This is a genomic window from Pseudofrankia asymbiotica (assembly GCF_001983105.1).
Lineage (GTDB): Bacteria > Actinomycetota > Actinomycetes > Frankiales > Frankiaceae > Pseudofrankia > Pseudofrankia asymbiotica.
Map to the genome: position 1 here is coordinate 18940 of NZ_MOMC01000042.1, position 17158 is coordinate 36097.

The following is a 17158-nucleotide window of genomic DNA, read 5'->3' on the forward strand; positions in this document are numbered from 1 at the left end:
CTGGGTACGCCCTCCCGGCCCACCACATTGGGGCATCCGGTGGTCTCACCGAGTTCACGTTGGGGTGTCGTCATTTGCCATCTGGGAGGCGGATCATTGGGGCGTGGTTCGCCTGGATAAGGTCGATGTGATGATCGGACGTTCAGTAGGCCGGGTCGTCATCTCCGACGTCACCCCGGCCGTCTCATGTGGCCGTTGGCCCTCGCGCGCGGTGATCGGCGAAACCATCACCGTGGGCGCTACCGTGTTTCGGGAAGGTCACGACCTCATCGGGGTGAACGCGGTGCTGTCAGGCCCAGACGGGCTTGGCTCGCCGTTCACCCGGATGCGGCTGGTCGCGGCCGGAACCGATCGTTATGAAGCCGATCTCACAGTAACCGCGCAGGGCCTGTGGGGCTTCCGGATCGAGGCGTGGTCGGATCCACTCGCGACCTGGGTGCACGGCATAGAGCTGAAGGTGGGCGCGGGTCAGACCACCGACGAGCTCGCCGTCGACTTCGAGGACGGCGCGCGGCTGCTGTTGCGCGCGCTGCCCGGGGTGCCCGAGAGCGAGCGGGCGGCGGTGGCGCGTGCCGCCGCCGCGCTGCGCGACGACTCCGTCGACGACCCCTTCGCTCGTATCGACCCTGCCTGCGCCCCGGAGCTCACCGAGCTGCTGGCCCGCTATCCCATGCGGGAGCTGGTGACCCGGTCTCCCCTGCAGCGGGTCTGGGTCGACCGTGAGCGCGCGCTCTACGGGAGCTGGTACGAGCTCTTCCCCCGGTCCGAGGGCGCGTCCCTGGACCCGCCCCGCTCGGGCACCTTCCTGACCGCGGCGGAGCGGCTGCCCGCGATCGCCGAGCTGGGCTTCGACGTCGTCTACCTGCCGCCGATCCACCCGATCGGCGAGGTGAACCGCAAGGGCCCGAACAACACCCTCGTCCCCGGTCCCGACGACCCGGGCTCGCCCTGGGCGATCGGCAGCGAGCACGGCGGCCATGACGCCGTGCACCCCGACCTCGGAACGCTCGAGGACTTCGACGAGTTCGTCGCGCGGGCTCACTCCCTGGGCATGGAGGTCGCGCTCGACCTGGCACTCCAGTGCGCTCCCGACCACCCGTGGGCCAAGCGGCACCCGGAATGGTTCACGGTTCGCTCCGACGGTTCGATCGCATACGCGGAGAACCCGCCGAAGAAGTACCAGGACATATATCCGCTGAACTTCGACACGGACCCCGAGGGCATCTACCGGGAGGTCCTGCGGGTGGTTCGCCACTGGACGGCGCACGGCGTGCGCATATTCCGGGTGGACAACCCGCACACGAAGCCGGTGGAGTTCTGGGAGTGGCTTATCCGCGAGGTGAAGGCGACGGAGCCGGACGTGCTCTTCCTCGCGGAGGCCTTCACCCGGCCGGCGATGATGCACACGCTGGCGAAGGTGGGATTCACGCAGTCGTACACCTATTTCACGTGGCGTAATGCGAAGTGGGAGCTCGAGGAGTATGCCCGCGAGCTCGTCGAGGGCGCGCACTACATGCGGCCCAACTTCTTCGTGAACACCCCGGACATCCTGAGCGAGTACCTGCAGCACGGCGGCCCGGCGGCTTTCAAGATCCGCGCGGCGCTGGCGGCGACGCTCTCCCCCACCTGGGGTGTGTACGCGGGGTACGAGCTTTATGAGCGCGTGCCGGTACGCCCGGGCAGCGAGGAGTACCTCGACTCGGAGAAGTACCAGTACCGCCCGCGGGACTGGGCCGCCGCGGAACGCTCCGGGGCGTCGCTCGCGCCCTACCTGGGCAGGCTCAACGCGGTCCGGCGCGCCCATCCAGCACTGCACTGGCTGAGCAACCTGCACCTTCACCATGCGGATGGCGATGAGATCATCGCGTACTCGAAGCGGTCCGGAACCGGACCGGACGCCGACGTCGTCCTCGTCGTCGTCAACCTTGACCCGCATGCGGCCCGGGAGACAACCGTGCGACTCGACATGCCCGCCCTCGGTCTCGAGTGGTGGGACACCTTCGACGTCCGGGACGAGATCACTGGCGCCACCTACACGTGGGGCAGGGAGAACTACGTCCGGCTCGACCCGTCCGTCGAGCCAGCGCACGTGCTGACGTTGGCGCGGCGCTCGTGACTGGCGATGGGGGACCGGGAGCCGAGCCGGAGACCGGCGCCGAACCGGAGACCGGCGCCGAGCCGCTGCTCGGCGACCGGCTTTCCAGCGACCCGCTCTGGTACAAGCGGGCGGTCTTCTACGAGGTGCTGATCCGGGGCTTCGCCGACTCCAACGGCGACGGCACCGGCGACATCCGGGGGCTGATCAGCAAGCTGGACTACCTGCAGTGGCTGGGTGTCGACTGCCTGTGGCTGCTGCCGATCTACGAGTCGCCCCTGAAGGACGGCGGCTACGACATCTCCGACTACTTCCAGATCCTGCCGGAGTTCGGCGACCTGGGGGACTTCGTAGACCTCGTCGACCAGGCGCACAAGCGGGGCATCCGGATCATCGCCGACCTGGTGATGAACCACACCTCCGACCAGCACCCCTGGTTCCAGGCGTCACGCTCGGACCCGGACGGACCCTACGGCGACTTCTACGTCTGGTCGGACACGGACGACCGCTACCCGGACGCCCGGATCATCTTCGTCGACACGGAGAAGTCCAACTGGACGTGGGACCCGGTGCGCGGCCAGTACTACTGGCACCGGTTCTTCACCCACCAGCCGGACCTGAACTTCGACAACCCCGACGTCCAGGACGCCATGCTGGAGGTTCTGCGCTTCTGGCTGGACCTCGGGATCGACGGGTTCCGCCTCGACGCGGTGCCGTACCTGTACGTACGGGACGGCACCAACGRCGAGAACCTGCCGGAGACCCACGACTACCTGCGGCGGGTCCGCAAGGAGATCGACGCCAAGTACGCCGACCGGGTCATGCTCGCCGAGGCGAACCAGTGGCCGTCGGACGTCGTGCAGTACTTCGGCAACGACGACGAGTGCCACATGGCGTTCCACTTCCCGTTGATGCCGCGCATCTTCATGGCGGTGCGCCGGGAGTCGCGCTACCCGATCTCGGAGATCCTCGCGCAGACACCGGCGATCCCGCCGAACTGCCAGTGGGGCATCTTCCTGCGCAACCACGACGAGCTCACCCTTGAGATGGTGACCGACGAGGAACGCGACTACATGTACACCGAGTACGCGAAAGACCCGCGTATGAAGGCGAACATCGGCATTCGCCGCCGGCTCGCCCCGCTGCTGGACAACAGCCGCGACCAGATGGAGCTGTTCACCTCGCTGCTGCTGTCGCTGCCTGGCTCCCCGGTGATCTACTACGGCGACGAGATCGGCATGGGCGACAACATCTACCTGGGTGACCGGGACGGTGTGCGCACCCCGATGCAGTGGTCGCCGGACCGCAACGGCGGCTTCTCCACCGCCGACCCGGCACGGCTCTACCTCCCGCCGATCATGGATCCGGTCTACGGCTACCAGGGCCTGAACGTCGAGGCGGGGACGCGCCTGTCGACGTCATTCCTGTCCTGGACGAAGCGAATGATCGAGGTGCGCAAGCGGCACCAGGTCTTCGGCCTCGGCGCTTTCGAGGAACTGGCCGCGTCGAACCCGTCCGTGTTCGCGTACGTACGTACCCTCGGCGACGACCGGGTGCTGTGCGTCGCGAACCTCTCCCGGTTCGCCCAGCCGGTGGAGCTGGACCTGCGGCGATTCGAGGGAATGGTTCCGGTGGAGTTGCTCGGCCGGGTGCATTTYCCCCCGATCGGCGAGCTGCCCTACCTGCTCACGCTGCCGGGGCACGGTCACTACTGGTTCGCCCTCACGGCGGCCGGGGAATTCAACCMCTGAACGAGGGGCACGATGCACCTGTCCGCCGGGCACCACGCGTCCGATGGTTCTGGCATAGGGCTGTCGTCGTGGGAAGCGCCTGGGCCTGGTTGAGCCAGTGCCAGGTTCGCACGGCGTATGCCTACGGTCGGGCACCGTTTGCCGTCGCCGCGAAAATCAGTTGAACAAGTGCTGTCTCCCGGGCGGCGTGTCCGTTAGGTTGACAGACAGGCAGTACGCCCGTTCCGGTACGGCCCACCGTGGCCGCTGGCGAAGGCCGGCTTCATGGTGGGCCGCCGCATATGTTCGCCGAAGGCGATCCCGTCCGCCCAGGCGGCTGCCGGCCACAGACGTCAAGCTTGAGCCTCGGCCCGACCACCGAGAGCAACCGGACCAGCCGCCGAGAGGTCGCCGGTCTTGGTCGGCCTCTCGGGGGAACCACTGAACTGAACAGTGCTTACATCCGATGCACGCGGGGAGTACCTCCTTCACCGATCCGCCCACTCTGACGCCGGTTCGTTCGGGTTCGCCCAGTCAGTAAGCGGATCACGGACCCGCCGGATCGGCGTGACCGGTCAGGCGGGAGCCCGGAACCCCGGGCCCGCGGCTGCGGGGACGACGGCTCTCCGGCTGTGCGACCAGCCTGCCACTCGGTCGCCCGGCCCCTGGACCTGTGACATCGCGTAGGCCTCCGGCAGTGCGGCGAAACATGATCGCATTGCCTCCGGCCAAAGGGAGGTCGACCGTGCGAGACCACTCCGAGCTCGGGTCTCTGCTGACAGACTGGCTACCCAAACAGCGCTGGTTCGCGGGCAAGGGCCGCCCCGGCGCGCGACTGGAGATCCGGCAGGACGTCGGCGTCTCCGACCTGCTGCGCCATCTGGTCGTCGAGGTCCGCTATGACGACGGCGGGCCGGCCGACAACTACCAGGTCCCGCTGGTGATCCGGTCCGACGCGCCGCACGGGCACACCGGCTTCCTGCTGGGTGAGGCATCGAGCGGGCTGGTCTACGACGGGCTGCACGACCCGGACGGCAGCGCCGCGCTGCTCGACTTCCTCGCCGCCCAGCGCGGCCAGGACGGCCTGACCGGGTATGCCGTGACGCCGCTGGCCGAGCTGCCGGCGCACTCCGTCGGCGCCGAGCAGTCCAACACGTCGATCGTCTATGGCGAGGCGTACATCCTGAAGGTGTTCCGCCGGCTCTGGCCTGGCGTGAACCCGGACCTCGAGGTGACCAGGGCGCTGGCCGACGCGGGCAGCCCGCACGTCGCCCGCCCGCTCGCCTGGCTCGAGGGCCGCCTGTCCGGACCCGCCACCGAGACCGCGGCGACCGAGGACGACGCCGTCGCCGCCGAGGCGGCGGCCGCGGGCATCGAGACCGTCGGCGGCGCCCCGGACGGGCCGACCACGTTCGCGTTCATGCAGGAGTACCTGCGAAGCGGCACCGAGGGCTGGAAGCTCGCGCAGACGAGCGTGCGGGACCTCTACGCCGAGGGCGACCTGCACGCCGACGAGGTGGGCGGTGACTTCGCCGGCGAGTCCGAACGGCTCGGCCAGGCCACGGCGGAGGTACACACCCTGCTCGCCCGCTGCTTCCCCACCGTCCCCGTCGAGCGCGCGACGCTGCGCGCGACGGCCAGCCAGCTGCATTCCCGGCTCGACGTGGCGCTGGCCGGCGTTCCGCGGCTCGCCCCCTACGAGGCCGGCACCCGCGCCGCCTTCGAGGCGCTGGCGATCGAGGCCTCGGCGCCGCCGTTCCAGCGGGTCCACGGTGACCTGCACCTGGGCCAGGCGCTGCGCACCGACAGCGGCTGGGTGCTGTTCGACTTCGAGGGCGAGCCCGCCCGGCCGGTACCGGAACGGCGCCGGCTGACCTCACCGCTGCGCGACATCGCGGGCATGCTCCGCTCGTTCGACTACGCGGCCCAGTCGATGCTGCTGGAGCGCCAGGGCGAGGAGGGGCTCGGCCGTCGCGCCCGCGAGTGGGCTGACCGCAACCGGGGAGCCTTCCTCGCCGGCTACCAGGCCGGCAGCGGCCTCGACCTGGCGGCGTTCGAGGTCGCGCTGCGCGCCTTCGAGCTCGACAAGGCCGTCTACGAGGTGCTGTACGAGGCGCGGCACCGGCCGACCTGGATAGAGATCCCACTCGGGGCGGTGCGCCGCCTCACCTCGCTGCGCCCGCCGCTGGCGACGGGATCGGCCGCGGTGTGAGGCCCGCGCGGCCTCGCGTGGCGACCCCGTTCCCGGGGCATACCGCGTGAAACCGCCCGGGAACGGGCCGGCCGGCCCGGTCGGGCCGGCAGGCCCGGTCGGGCCGGCAGGCCCGGTCGGGCCGGCCGCAGGCCCGGTCGCGCGGCCTTCGGCCGCCGCGGCGAAGAGATTTGGTGACGCAAGCCGGACAAGCTTGGGAGAAGCAGTGATCGACACCGACGACGGTCGCCCCAGGCCATCGACCGCCGGCCCGGCCCGCGAGAAGGTGGGCGCCACGGCCGGTCAGCCCGCGAGCTCGGACGGAGCGGCCGGACGGTCGCCGGTCGCCGAGGGCCGCCCGCCGGCCTCGGCCGCGCCGGCCGTCCTCGCCCCGCCGCCCGATGTCGACCTGCCGCGCGCCGAGCTCGACCGGCTGGTCAACGGGCGCCACCATGACCCCCACGGGGTCCTGGGTGCCCACCCGGCCGGCGACTGGACCATCGTGCGCGCGCTGCGGCCGGACGCGTTGGGCGTCGCCGTGGTCGTGGACGAGGAGCGGTATGAGGCGACGAGGCTGCACAGCGGCGGCGTCTTCGCCGTCGCCGTCCCCTGGGGCCAGGTGCCGAACTATCGGCTGGAGGTCGCCTATCCCGACGGGCGCTACCTCGTCGACGATCCCTACCGGTACCTGCCGACGGTCGGCGAGATGGACCTGCATCTGATCGCCGAAGGCCGCCATGAGCGGCTGTGGACCGTCATGGGCGCGCACGTGCGCCGCTACGCCGCCGAGGACGGCCGGGTGGTCAGTGGGATCAGCTTCGCCGTCTGGGCGCCCAACGCGCGCGGCGTGCGGGTGGTCGGTGACTTCGACTTCTGGGACGGCCGCGCCTTCCCGATGCGCTCGCTGGGCCATACCGGCATCTGGGAGCTGTTCGTGCCGGGCATCGACACCGGCACCCGCTACAAGTACGAGATCCTCGGCTTCGACGGGGTCTGGCGGCAGAAGGCCGACCCGATGGCGATGCACACCGAGACCCCGCCGGCGACCGCCAGCGTGGTTTACGAATCCGACTACTCCTGGTCGGACGAGACGTGGATGACCGAACGCGCCGRCACGCCCTGGCACGCGGCGCCCGTGTCCGTCTACGAGGTACATCTGGGCTCGTGGCGTCGTGGCCTGTCCTACCGCCAGCTGGCCACCGAGCTGGTCGACTACATCAAGGAAACCGGGTTCACCCACGTCCAGTTCCTGCCGGTCGCCGAGCACCCGTTCGGCGGCTCCTGGGGCTATCAGGTCTCCGCGTACTACGCGCCGACCTCCCGGTTCGGCAGCCCCGACGACTTCCGCTACCTGGTGGACACGCTGCACCAGGCCGGCATCGGGGTGCTCGTCGACTGGGTGCCCGCGCACTTCCCTCGGGACAACTGGGCCCTYGGCCGGTTCGACGGCACGCCGCTGTACGAGCACGGYGACCCGCGCCGCGGCGAACACCCGGACTGGGGCACCTTCGTCTTCGACTTCGGTCGCTCCGAGGTCCGCAACTTCCTGGTCGCGAACGCCCTGTACTGGTTCGAGGAGTTCCACATCGACGGCCTGCGGGTCGACGCCGTCGCCTCGATGCTCTACCTCGACTACTCCCGCCCAGAGGGCCAGTGGGTGCCGAACATCCACGGCGGCCGGGAGAACCTGGACGCGGTGGCGTTCCTGYAGGAGGTCAACGCGACGGTCTACCGCAAGGCGCCCGGCGCGATGATGATCGCCGAGGAGTCCACGTCCTGGCCCGGCGTGACCCGCCCGACCCACCTCGGCGGCCTCGGCTTCGGGTTCAAATGGAACATGGGCTGGATGCACGACACGCTCGACTACATGACCCGGGCGCCCATCTACCGGATGTACCACCACAACCAGGTCACGTTCTCGATGGTCTACGCCTACTCCGAGAACTTCGTGCTGCCGTTCAGCCATGACGAGGTCGTGCACGGCAAGGGCTCGCTGCTCGGCAAGATGCCCGGCGACCGCTGGCAGCAGCTGGCCAACCTGCGCGCGCTCTATGCCTACATGTGGGCGCACCCCGGCAAGCAGCTGCTGTTCATGGGCAGCGAGTTCGCCCAGGAGCGGGAGTGGGACGAGGCGTCGACCCTCGACTGGTACCGCCTCGACGACCCGGGCCATCGCGGCGTCTCCCGACTGGTCGCCGACCTCAACCGCGCCTACCGCGCCACGCCGGCACTGTGGACCCGCGACAACGAGCCGAGCGGCTTCGGCTGGATCGACGCCAACGACGCCGAGAACAACGTCCTGTCGTTCCTGCGCCTCGGCGACCAGCCCGCGACCGGCCACCCGAGCGCCCAGGTGGCACTCCCGCGCCCCGAGGCCGGCGCGGCGGCCGTCGCCGAACCCGCGGCCGACGACCACGGGCCGACGATGCTCGCCTGCGTCACGAACTTCTCCGGCGCGCCGCACCACGGCTACCGCCTCGGCCTGCCCCGCGCGGGGCGCTGGCGGGAGCTCCTGAACACCGACGCCAGCAGCTACGGCGGCGCCGGCCAGGGCAACCTCGGCGCGGTGTACGCCTCCGCCGAGCCCCACCACGGCCAGCCCGCCTCGGCCTCGCTCACCCTCCCCGCCCTGGCGACCATCTGGTTCGCCTACGAGGGCGACGAGTAACCGCATTTCCGGCTCGCTCCGTCCGGGCGCTGCCCGGACGGAGCGAATCAGGCTAGAACAGCGCGGCGGCCAGGGCGCGGCGGGCTGGGGCCACCGCCGGGTCGGCGTCGCCGAGGGCCTGGAAGAGGCCGACCAGGTGGGCGCGGGCCTTCTCGCGGTCGTCGCCGGAGGCGCGGCGGACGAAGGCGACGAGCTCGCCGAACGCCTCCTCGACCTGTCCCTGCGCGATCCTCAGGTCGGCCGCGGCGAGAGCCGCGTCGACGTCGTCGGGGTCGGCGGCGACCCGGCGCAGCACGTCCGCCGGGTCCAGCCCGCCGACCCGCTCGAGCAGGGTCACCCGGGCGAGACCGAGGGTCGCCTCCGGGTCGGCCGGCGCCTCGGCGAGGCGGGCGCGGAACGCCGCGGCCGCGGCCGGCAGGTCGCCGAGCTCGAGCGCCTCGTCGGCGGCGGCCAGGTTCGGGTCGCGCGCGGGGCCCGCGGCACCCGGCTCACCGCCTAGCGCCTCCGCGACGAGGGCCAGCAGCTGGTCCAGCCAGCCGCGTACCTCACGCTCCGGCAGCGCCCCGGTGAACTCCCCGATGATGCGGCCGCCGACGACGGCCTTCACCGCCGGGATGCCCTGGACGCCGGCGGCCTGCGCGAGGCCGGGATTGGCGTCCACGTCGATCCTGGCGAGCACCCACTGGCCGCCGTCCGCCTCGGCCAGGCGCTCCAGTATCGGGCTGAGCTGCTTGCACGGGCCGCACCACGACGCCCAGAAGTCCAGCACCACCGGCACCTGCATGGACCGGTTGACGACGTCCTGGGCGAAGGTCGCCTCCGTGACGTCGATGACCACCGGCCCGCCGGGCGCGCCGCCTCCCGGCGCGCCGGGAGGCGGCGCGCCGCCCGCGGCCTGGCGGGCCGCCGCCGGTGGGGGCGGTGGTGGCGATGCCGGTTTCGGGTCGAGCGGCACCGCGCCAGCCAGCCGCAGCCCACCGAGCCGGTCCGGGAGCGGGCCGGCCTGGGCACGCGAGGGCTGTGCACGCGAGGGCTGTGCGCCTGGCGGGCGTCCGGGGACAGGAGGCCTACGTTGCATACCTACCATCGTGACATCTCCCACGGCACGTTGGCCGCGGCGCCCGCGAGAGTTTTCTCCGCGTCCAGCCGGCCATCGCCCGCTGGCCAGGCCCGCGCCGTCGCCCGAGGCGTCCGGACGCCGCACAAATGATCACTAACCCGGCCCCCGGGGACGAACCCACCCGCGCCACGACGGCCCGGGCGGCGGTCAGGGCTCCAGATGACGCTCGACGGTTGCCACCTTGGCATGAAGCGCGTCGACGGTGCCGGGGCGGATGTCCGCCTTGAGGACAAGGCTCACTCGCCCGGAGCGGGCGGCGACCGCCTCGGTCGCCCTGCGCACGACGTCCATGACCTCGTCCCATTCCCCTTCGATCGTCGTGAACATCGAGGTGGTCTCGTTCGGCAGGCCGCTGGCCCGCACCACCCGGACRGCCTCGGCCACCAGGGCGCCGACATCCTCGCCCGCACCGATCGGGGTCACGCTGAACGCCACAAGCATGGTCTCGGCTTACCACGTCCGCGTCGCGGCCGATCCCGCCCCCGCCGGTTCCGCCCCGCTGGACCGCCGGCCCGGCGGCCGCCTCGCCCGCGTTGGCCGCCTTTGCCATGAGGGCTCCGGGAGATCGGCCGGGAGATCGGCGATCAGGGATGTCCGCCGCGAGGCCCGAGACTGGCTATCTGGCGGACACCCAACGTTTCGACTCCCGTCGAGGCTCCGACCCGCCCATCGGCTGGGATGGAGAACCGTCCAGATAGCGGGGCTACGATACGTACCCACGACCGGCCGCCTCGCCGTCGCCGGGCACGCTCCGAACACGCATGGCGGCGGACTCGATTCAGCACGTGACGTAAGCGCCGAGCCGGGCCGCTAGAGGTAACGAATGGTCGCGCTGCGCTCCACCATGAAGCTACGGCCGGCCTTGCTACGCAAACCCGCCACAACGCCGGATGAAGGCACGCCCTACCATTGGCCGCCGTGGGACGGACACAGGCAGCGCTGACCCGCCGAGGGGTCTCGGCGGGCACTGCCGCGTCCCTCCGTCCAGCCACACCACACCGTCGCGGTCGGTCCGAAGGGATCGCGCGCCACGGGCAGCCCAACGGGATGTGGTCCAGGTGAGCACCCGCACGCTGTTGGACGCGTTGAACGACCTAGTGGTTGTAGTCGGCACCGACGGCCGGATCCTCGACGTMGGCGCGACGGCACGCGCCTTCCTCGGCGACCGGCTGGCAGGGGTCACCTGCCTGCGCGACCTCGCCGGCGTCGTCGAGCCCTCAGCCGAGGTCGCCCCCGACGCGGTGGTGGACGCGCTGACGCGCGCAGGCGAGTGGCGCGGCTCGGCCAACCTGCTCGACATGGCCGGCAACCCGGCACCGTTCGACGTCACGATCCGGGCCGACCGCGCGGGCTGGGTGGTCTTCGTGGCCAGGGACACCACCGACCGGCAGGCTCGGGCCGCGGCCGAGCGGGACTCCCGGGCCAAGGACGAGTTCATGGCCCGCCTCGGGCACGAGCTGCGCACCCCGCTGAACGCCATGCTCGGTTTCGCCCAGCTCCTCGAGCTCGAGCAGTTGCCCGACGGCGTGCTCGACGACGTCCAGCGGATCATCACCGGCGGCCGGCACATGCAGGCGATCATCGACGACGTGCTGGACCTCGCCCGGCTGCGCGCCGGTCGCGGCGACATCACCAAGGCGCCGGTCAACGTCCTCGACATCGTCGAGGGCGTCGTCGAGCTGGTCGAGCCGCTCGCTCAGCGGCGCGGGATCCGCCGGGTCATCGACCCCGCCCAGCCGCTGGTCGCCGACGCCGACCGCCGCCGCCTCTGGCAGGTGCTGCTCAACCTGCTCGGCAACGCGATCAAGTACGGACGCGACGGCGGCACCGTCCGGGTCGGCATCGTCCCGGTCACCGGCGGCCGGCTGCGCATCGAGGTCGAGGACGACGGGCAGGGCCTCCCCCCCGACGCGATGGGCCGGCTCTTCCGGCCCTTCGAGCGGCTCGGCGCCGAGCACACCCGGACCGAGGGCAGCGGGCTCGGGCTCGCCCTCTCGCACGCGCTGGTGACGGCGATGGGTGGCGTGCTGACCGCCGCCAGCCGCCATGGCGTCGGCAGCGTGTTCGCCGTGGTCCTCGACGCCGTCGACGTCCGTTACCCACACCCGGACCCGGAGCTGGACATGTTCCCCTCGGGCATCGGCGGCCGGATCCCCACCGACGCCGCCATGCGCGTGGTCCACGTGAGCGGCGACCCGGCGACGCGCGCCCAGGTGAGCCAGACCCTCACCCGCACCTTCGCGGCGGACACCGTCAGCGTGCCGCGCGGCGCGCTCGCGCTCGACGCCGTCCACCGCGCGTGCCCCGACCTCATCATGATCGACCAGCAGCTCCCCGACACCACCGCCGCCGACCTGCTCGCCCACCTCGCCGCCGACCCGACGGCGTGCGCCATCCCCACCGTCGTGCTGTCGGCCGCCGACGACCCGGTCGAGGTCCTGCGGCTGCGCCAGGCCGGCGCCCGTGACGTCGTTCCCTCCCCGATGGACACCGGCGCCCTCGTCATCGCCGTCAAGGGCGCCGCGGGCACCGCCACCCACGCGGTCCGCGACCGCCAGCCCGCCATCCCCCACCACTCGGCCACCCAGCGCCCCGCATAGGCCTCAACCGCCTCAACCGCCCGTCGACGACCTCCCGGCCGGTCCCCGACGACCTCCTGGTCGGTTCCGCGTCCTGCCTGGCTCAGACTGGTTGCGGGCCGTGGAGCTCGAAGTCGGCGAAGTCGAAGCCGGGAGCCACCACGCAGCCGACGAGAACGGCCTCGCCCGCCCCGCCGGCCTGGCCCGCCATGGGCTCGGCCGTCTGCCAGCAGCCGGCGGGGACCACCGCCTGGAGGTCGTCGACGGCAGGGTCCGGGCCCAGGACGACACGCTCGGCCGGCGCGGGACCGAGGCCCGAGCCGCCAAGGGTGAGGACGAGGCGGCCGCCGCCCTGCCAGAGCCAGATCTCCGCGGAGGCGACCCGGTGCCAGGCGGACACCTCGCCCGGCTGGAGCAGGAACAGGATCGAGGTGGCGACCGGGCGGGTGCCGCCGTGCGCGGGGATCTCGTCGGGGCTCGCCCAGGTGCGCCGGTACCAGCCGCCTTCCGGGTGCGGAGCCAGCCCCAGCGTGTCGATCAGTGGATGACGGCCGATCATCACACTCACCGCTCCGTTCCGCCCACAAGCGTCGCCAGAAGGTCGTCGGCGGCGGTCCAGGGATCCAGGCGACCGGCGACGACCTCCTGGGCGAGCGCGCCCAGCTCGCGCGTGCCGCGGGGATCACCGAAGCGGGCTCGCAGTGCTCCCAGGGCGATCTGCTCGATCTCGTCCGCCGCGCGCCGCTCGCGCCGACGGGTCAGCTCGCCGGTGGCCGCGAGCCAGCCGCGGTGGGCGGTGATGGCCTCGACCACCTCGGGAACGCCGCTCCCGTCGGCTGCGACGGTGCGCACCACCCGCGGGGCCCAGTGGCCCGCGTCCTGTGCGGGCACGGGCCCGGCACCGCGGCCATGGCCACCGTTCCCGGCGGCCCGGGACAGCGCGACCATGTTCCTCAGGTCGCGGTAGGTCTCGTCGGCACCGGGACGGTCGGCCTTGTTGACGACCAGGACGTCGGCGATCTCCAGAATGCCGGCCTTGGCCGCCTGGATGCCGTCGCCCATCCCGGGCGCCAGCAGCACCAGCGTGGTGTCGGCCAGCGAGGCGATGTCCACCTCGGCCTGGCCGACTCCCACCGTCTCGACGATCACGACGTCGTAGCCGGCCGCGTCGAGCACCCGCAGTGCCTGCGGCGTCGCCCAGGACAGGCCGCCGAGATGGCCGCGGGAGGCCAGCGAGCGGATGTACACGTCCGGGTCGGTCGTGTGCGCCGTCATCCGCACCCGGTCGCCGAGCAGCGCGCCGCCGGTGAACGGCGACGACGGGTCGACGGCCAGCACTCCGACCCGCCGGCCGGCCGCCCGGAAGGCGGCCACCAGCGCCGACGTGGACGTCGACTTGCCGACCCCGGGCGAGCCGGTGACGCCGACGACCTCGGCACGCCCCGTCCGCGGCGCGAGCAGCCGCGAGATCTCCCGCAGCCACGGCGAGCTGTCCTCGACCAGCGAGATCATCCGAGCGACCGCGCGCGGCGACCGGTCCTCGACCGCCGCGGCCACCAGCTCCGCCGGGCTTCCGTATGGCCCCGGCCTACCGGCGGCCGGCCCAGAAGGGACCAACCTGGATGTCACCGGGGAACGACGCCGGTCAGGAAGCCGCCGGCACACGCAGGATCAGCGCGTCGCCCTGACCGCCGCCGCCGCACAGCCCCGCCGCGCCGATGCCCCCGCCCCGGCGCCGAAGCTCGAACGCCAGCGTCAGGGCGATGCGGGCGCCGGACATGCCGACCGGGTGGCCGAGCGCGATCGCGCCGCCGTTGACGTTGGTGACCTCGGAGGTGATGCCCAGCTCGCGCATCGACTGGATGCCGACCGAGGCGAACGCCTCGTTGATCTCGTACAGGTCGACGTCGGCCGGGGTCAGGCCCTCCTTCGCGAGGGCCTTGCTGATGGCGTTCGCCGGCTGCGACTGCAGCGAGGTGTCCGGGCCGGCGACGAACCCGTGGTGACCGATCTCGGCGAGGATGGGCAGGCCCAGCTCCTGCGCCTTCGCCCTGCTCATCACGAGGACGGCGCAGGCACCGTCGGAGATCTGCGACGAGGAACCGGCGGTGATCGTGCCGTTCTTGTCGAACGCCGGGCGCAGCCGCCCGAGCGTCTCCGCGGTGGTGTCGCCGCGCACGCCCTCGTCGTCCTTGACGATGATCGGGTCGCCCTTGCGCTGCGGCACCTCGACCGGGACGATCTCCTCCTCGAACAGGCCGTTCTTGGCGGCGGCCGCGGCGCGCTGGTGCGACAGTGCCGAGAACTCGTCCTGCTCGGCGCGGCTGATGTTCAGCGGCACGTTGTAGCGCTCGGTGGACACCCCCATGCCGACCTGGTCGAACGCGCAGGTCAGCGCGTCGTGCTCGGTGGCGTCGACCAGCTGCGCGGTGCCGTAGCGGATCCCGGCGCGGCCGTTCAGCAGCATGTGCGGGGTGTTCGTCATCGACTCCATGCCGCCGGCGAYGACGATGTCGTACTCGCCGCTGGAGACGTAGGTGTCGGCGAGCGCGATCGCGTCCAGGCCTGACAGGCACACCTTGTTGATCGTGATCGACGGCACGCTCAGCGGGATGCCGGCCTTGGCCGCCGCCTGGCGCGCGGTCATCTGGCCGGAGCCGGCCTGGATGACCTGACCGAAGATGACGTACTGGACGGCGTCACCGGCGACGCCGGCCCGCTCGAGCGCGCCCTTGATCGCGAACCCGCCCAGCTCGGTCGCGGAGAAGCCCTTGAGCGCCCCGGAGAGCTTGCCGATCGGGGTCCGCGCTCCGGCCACGATGACCGAACCAGGCATGGCTGCCTCCTGGGGAGAACGATGGGAGGGAGGGAAGAACTTTGTTCGCCGTGCTTGAAAACCATAACGTGATCTTGGCCGACGTGCTGGCCGAGCGTGGCCAGCACCACCCCACCGGTCACCGCGGCGCCGCGATCTGGCGACGCCGTGCCGGCGGTCACCCACGCACGCGACGCGCCCGTCACCAGGGTCAACGACCTGGGGCCCGCCCGCCATCCCGTTCCCGCGTCGCGTACGGCCGGGGGTGCCGAGACGCTCAACACCCCAGCRCCTCGGTCCCGACGTCAGGGGTTCCAGGTGCCGCAGAGGGCGTCGAAGGACGTGGTGGCGGTGGCGGCGGGAACCGTGCTCCTCGACGGCGTGCCCACCTTGGTCAGCCCGTCGATCGTCGCGGCGATGGTGGTCGTGGTGACGTCGTAGTTCGCGCCGCCGTCGGTCGACACGCCGGCGACCAGGCGCAGGCCGTTGGTCGAGCAGCTGAACCCGGCGCCCGTGGTCGTGGACCCCGTCGAGGCGGTGCCGGTGATCACCGGCTGCTCCGCGGCGTCCGCCAGCATCGAGACCTGGCCGGCCGCCATGAAACGCAGGACCGCGAACTGCTTGACGTCACCCGAGGACCCGATCTGCACGACCAGTTCGGAGAAGCCGTCCCCGTCGAGGTCGAAGCCGGACCACCGGCTGGCCGTCGCCCCGTCCGGCAGGACGACACGCGCGGGCGCGCCACCACGGCTCGGGGTCACCTCGACGACGGCGCCGCTCAGCCGGACCGTGTCCGCCTTGCCGTCGCCGTCGACGTCGCCCGGGATGGCCGGGCGGTCACCGAGCAGGGGCGGCCGGGTCGGGCTGTTCTCGTCGGGCCCGGTGCCGGTGGAACCTGGAGTCACTGGGCGCGTGGTGAGCGGGCTGATGGGCGGCGTGAGGACTGGCAGGGTCGCGGTCTGGCTCGGGCCGTCAGGGCCGGAGGTGACGCGAGGGGTGGCGGCGGTACCGCTTGACCCGACGCTGGGGCTGGACCGCACGGTGGTCCCCCCCGGCACCAGGCTCACGCGATTGGCCGGTTCCACGACCTGGGACGACGGGGCCGGCCGCAGCAGGAGCACGCTCAGGACCACCAGCCCGGCGAGGACCGCGCCGCCGGCCGCGTACAGCGGGACCCGCCACCGGCCGCGCCGCTCGATGCCGGCCTGGATCCGCTGATACCCCTCCGGCGACGGCCGGACCGGGTCCACGGCGGCATGCAGCAGCCTGCTCAGTTCCTGGGGGCTGAGCTGGGACTGCTCCGAGCCGTTCACCGTAGGTCCGCCAGCTTGGTCGACAGGGCGGCCAGCCCCCGAGACGTGTATGCCTTGACCGAGCCCACGCTGCACCCCATCACGGCGGCGGCGTCAGCCTCGGACATGTCCGCGTAGTAACGCAGGACGACGGCCTCCCGTTGCCGGCGGGGCAGCTCCCGCAGCGCCTGTATGACCGCGGCCCGTTCGACCAGAGAGTAGGCCCCCTCCTCCGCGCTGGCGGCGTCGGGCATCGGCTTGGGAGCGTGCTTCAGCGCGACGAGGCGGCGCCGCAGCGTCGACCGGGCGAGGTTGACGACGGTCTGGCGAAGGTAGGCGAGCGCCTTGTCCTTGTCCTGGAGGCGGCCCCAGGCGCCGTGGACACGGATGTAGGCGTCCTGGACGACCTCCTCGCAGAGGCCGATGTCGTCGAGCAGCAGGGCGGCGAGGCGGACGAGGGAGCGGTAGTGCTCCGAGTACAGGGCGGTGAGAGCCTGGTCCGCGTCCCTGGCGACGGCGCTACGGGCGGCGTCGCTCCGCGCAGGCACGGGTCGCCACCCTTCCACCAAGGTCATGGGCGCAGTCACGACATCTCTGACGCTGACCGTGCCCTATGGGTTGTCTCCACCGTTCTACCGCTTTGCGCCCAGGGGAGACAGGCTTCTCCG

General features: G+C 71.9%; 12 protein-coding genes. 5 read left to right on the forward strand and 7 right to left on the reverse strand.

The window, feature by feature from the left end:
* Positions 1-130 precede the first annotated feature (130 nt).
* The 4 genes from BL253_RS20335 (at position 131) to glgB (ending at position 8684) form a co-directional block, all read left to right on the forward strand.
* Entirely contained in the window at positions 131-2116 is a 1986-nt protein-coding gene (locus BL253_RS20335; RefSeq protein ID WP_198946330.1) for an alpha-1,4-glucan--maltose-1-phosphate maltosyltransferase, read from the forward strand.
* Positions 2113-3846, forward strand: a complete 1734-nt coding sequence (gene treS, locus BL253_RS20340; protein ID WP_076818721.1) for a maltose alpha-D-glucosyltransferase — start codon at positions 2113-2115, stop codon at positions 3844-3846. The genes BL253_RS20335 and treS overlap by 4 nt, the downstream gene beginning before the upstream one ends.
* Positions 3847-4534: 688 nt before the next feature.
* Entirely contained in the window at positions 4535-6037 is a 1503-nt protein-coding gene (locus BL253_RS20345; protein WP_076818775.1) for a maltokinase N-terminal cap-like domain-containing protein, read from the forward strand.
* Between the two features lie 205 nt (positions 6038-6242).
* Positions 6243-8684: a 1,4-alpha-glucan branching protein GlgB gene (gene glgB, locus BL253_RS20350; RefSeq protein WP_076818722.1), complete on the forward strand. Its 2442-nt coding sequence runs from the start codon at positions 6243-6245 to the stop codon at positions 8682-8684.
* Positions 8685-8736: 52 nt separating this feature from the next.
* Here glgB and BL253_RS20355 read toward each other — a convergent pair whose 3' ends face one another.
* Both BL253_RS20355 and BL253_RS20360 read right to left on the reverse strand, forming a co-directional pair.
* Positions 8737-9771 (reverse strand): tetratricopeptide repeat protein, encoded by a 1035-nt coding sequence (locus BL253_RS20355; RefSeq protein ID WP_076818723.1) that lies wholly within the window; start codon positions 9769-9771, stop codon positions 8737-8739.
* 180 nt (positions 9772-9951) lie between these two features.
* Positions 9952-10245 carry an MTH1187 family thiamine-binding protein gene (locus BL253_RS20360; protein WP_076818724.1) on the reverse strand — a complete coding sequence of 98 codons (294 nt, stop codon included), beginning with the start codon at positions 10243-10245 and terminating at the stop codon, positions 9952-9954.
* Positions 10246-10862: 617 nt separating this feature from the next.
* Between BL253_RS20360 and BL253_RS20365 the strand changes: the two genes are divergently transcribed.
* On the forward strand, positions 10863-12404 hold the full coding sequence (locus BL253_RS20365; RefSeq protein WP_076818776.1) for an ATP-binding response regulator: 1542 nt from the start codon (positions 10863-10865) through the stop codon (positions 12402-12404).
* 82 nt (positions 12405-12486) lie between these two features.
* On the opposite strand, the gene BL253_RS20370 is transcribed toward BL253_RS20365, so the two are convergent.
* From BL253_RS20370 to BL253_RS20390, 5 genes are all read right to left on the reverse strand, one after another.
* Complete coding sequence (locus BL253_RS20370; RefSeq protein WP_076818777.1) at positions 12487-12942, reverse strand: cupin domain-containing protein; 456 nt, start codon at positions 12940-12942, stop codon at positions 12487-12489.
* Positions 12943-12947: 5 nt separating this feature from the next.
* A complete protein-coding gene (meaB, locus tag BL253_RS20375; RefSeq protein WP_081438489.1) occupies positions 12948-14012 on the reverse strand; it encodes a methylmalonyl Co-A mutase-associated GTPase MeaB in 1065 nt (354 codons plus the stop codon).
* Between the two features lie 16 nt (positions 14013-14028).
* Positions 14029-15219, reverse strand: coding sequence for an acetyl-CoA C-acetyltransferase (locus tag BL253_RS20380; protein WP_076818726.1), 1191 nt, complete (start codon positions 15217-15219; stop codon positions 14029-14031).
* A gap of 284 nt (positions 15220-15503) precedes the next feature.
* A complete protein-coding gene (locus BL253_RS20385; protein WP_076818727.1) occupies positions 15504-16511 on the reverse strand; it encodes an FG-GAP repeat domain-containing protein in 1008 nt (335 codons plus the stop codon).
* On the reverse strand, positions 16508-17065 hold the full coding sequence (locus tag BL253_RS20390) for a SigE family RNA polymerase sigma factor (protein ID WP_076818728.1): 558 nt from the start codon (positions 17063-17065) through the stop codon (positions 16508-16510). The genes BL253_RS20385 and BL253_RS20390 overlap by 4 nt, the downstream gene beginning before the upstream one ends.
* Positions 17066-17158 lie beyond the last annotated feature (93 nt).

Bases quoted from the DNA above. Each gene is read 5' to 3' on its own strand.
- BL253_RS20370 (WP_076818777.1), bottom strand. From the start codon at position 12,942: ATGATCGGCCGTCATCCACTGATCGACACGCTGGGGCTGGCTCCGCAC.
- BL253_RS20335 (WP_198946330.1), top strand. From the start codon at position 131: ATGATCGGACGTTCAGTAGGCCGGGTCGTCATCTCCGACGTCACCCCG.
- BL253_RS20390 (WP_076818728.1), bottom strand. From the start codon at position 17,065: ATGACCTTGGTGGAAGGGTGGCGACCCGTGCCTGCGCGGAGCGACGCC.
- BL253_RS20355 (WP_076818723.1), bottom strand. From the start codon at position 9,771: ATGGTAGGTATGCAACGTAGGCCTCCTGTCCCCGGACGCCCGCCAGGC.
- BL253_RS20345 (WP_076818775.1), top strand. From the start codon at position 4,535: ATGATCGCATTGCCTCCGGCCAAAGGGAGGTCGACCGTGCGAGACCAC.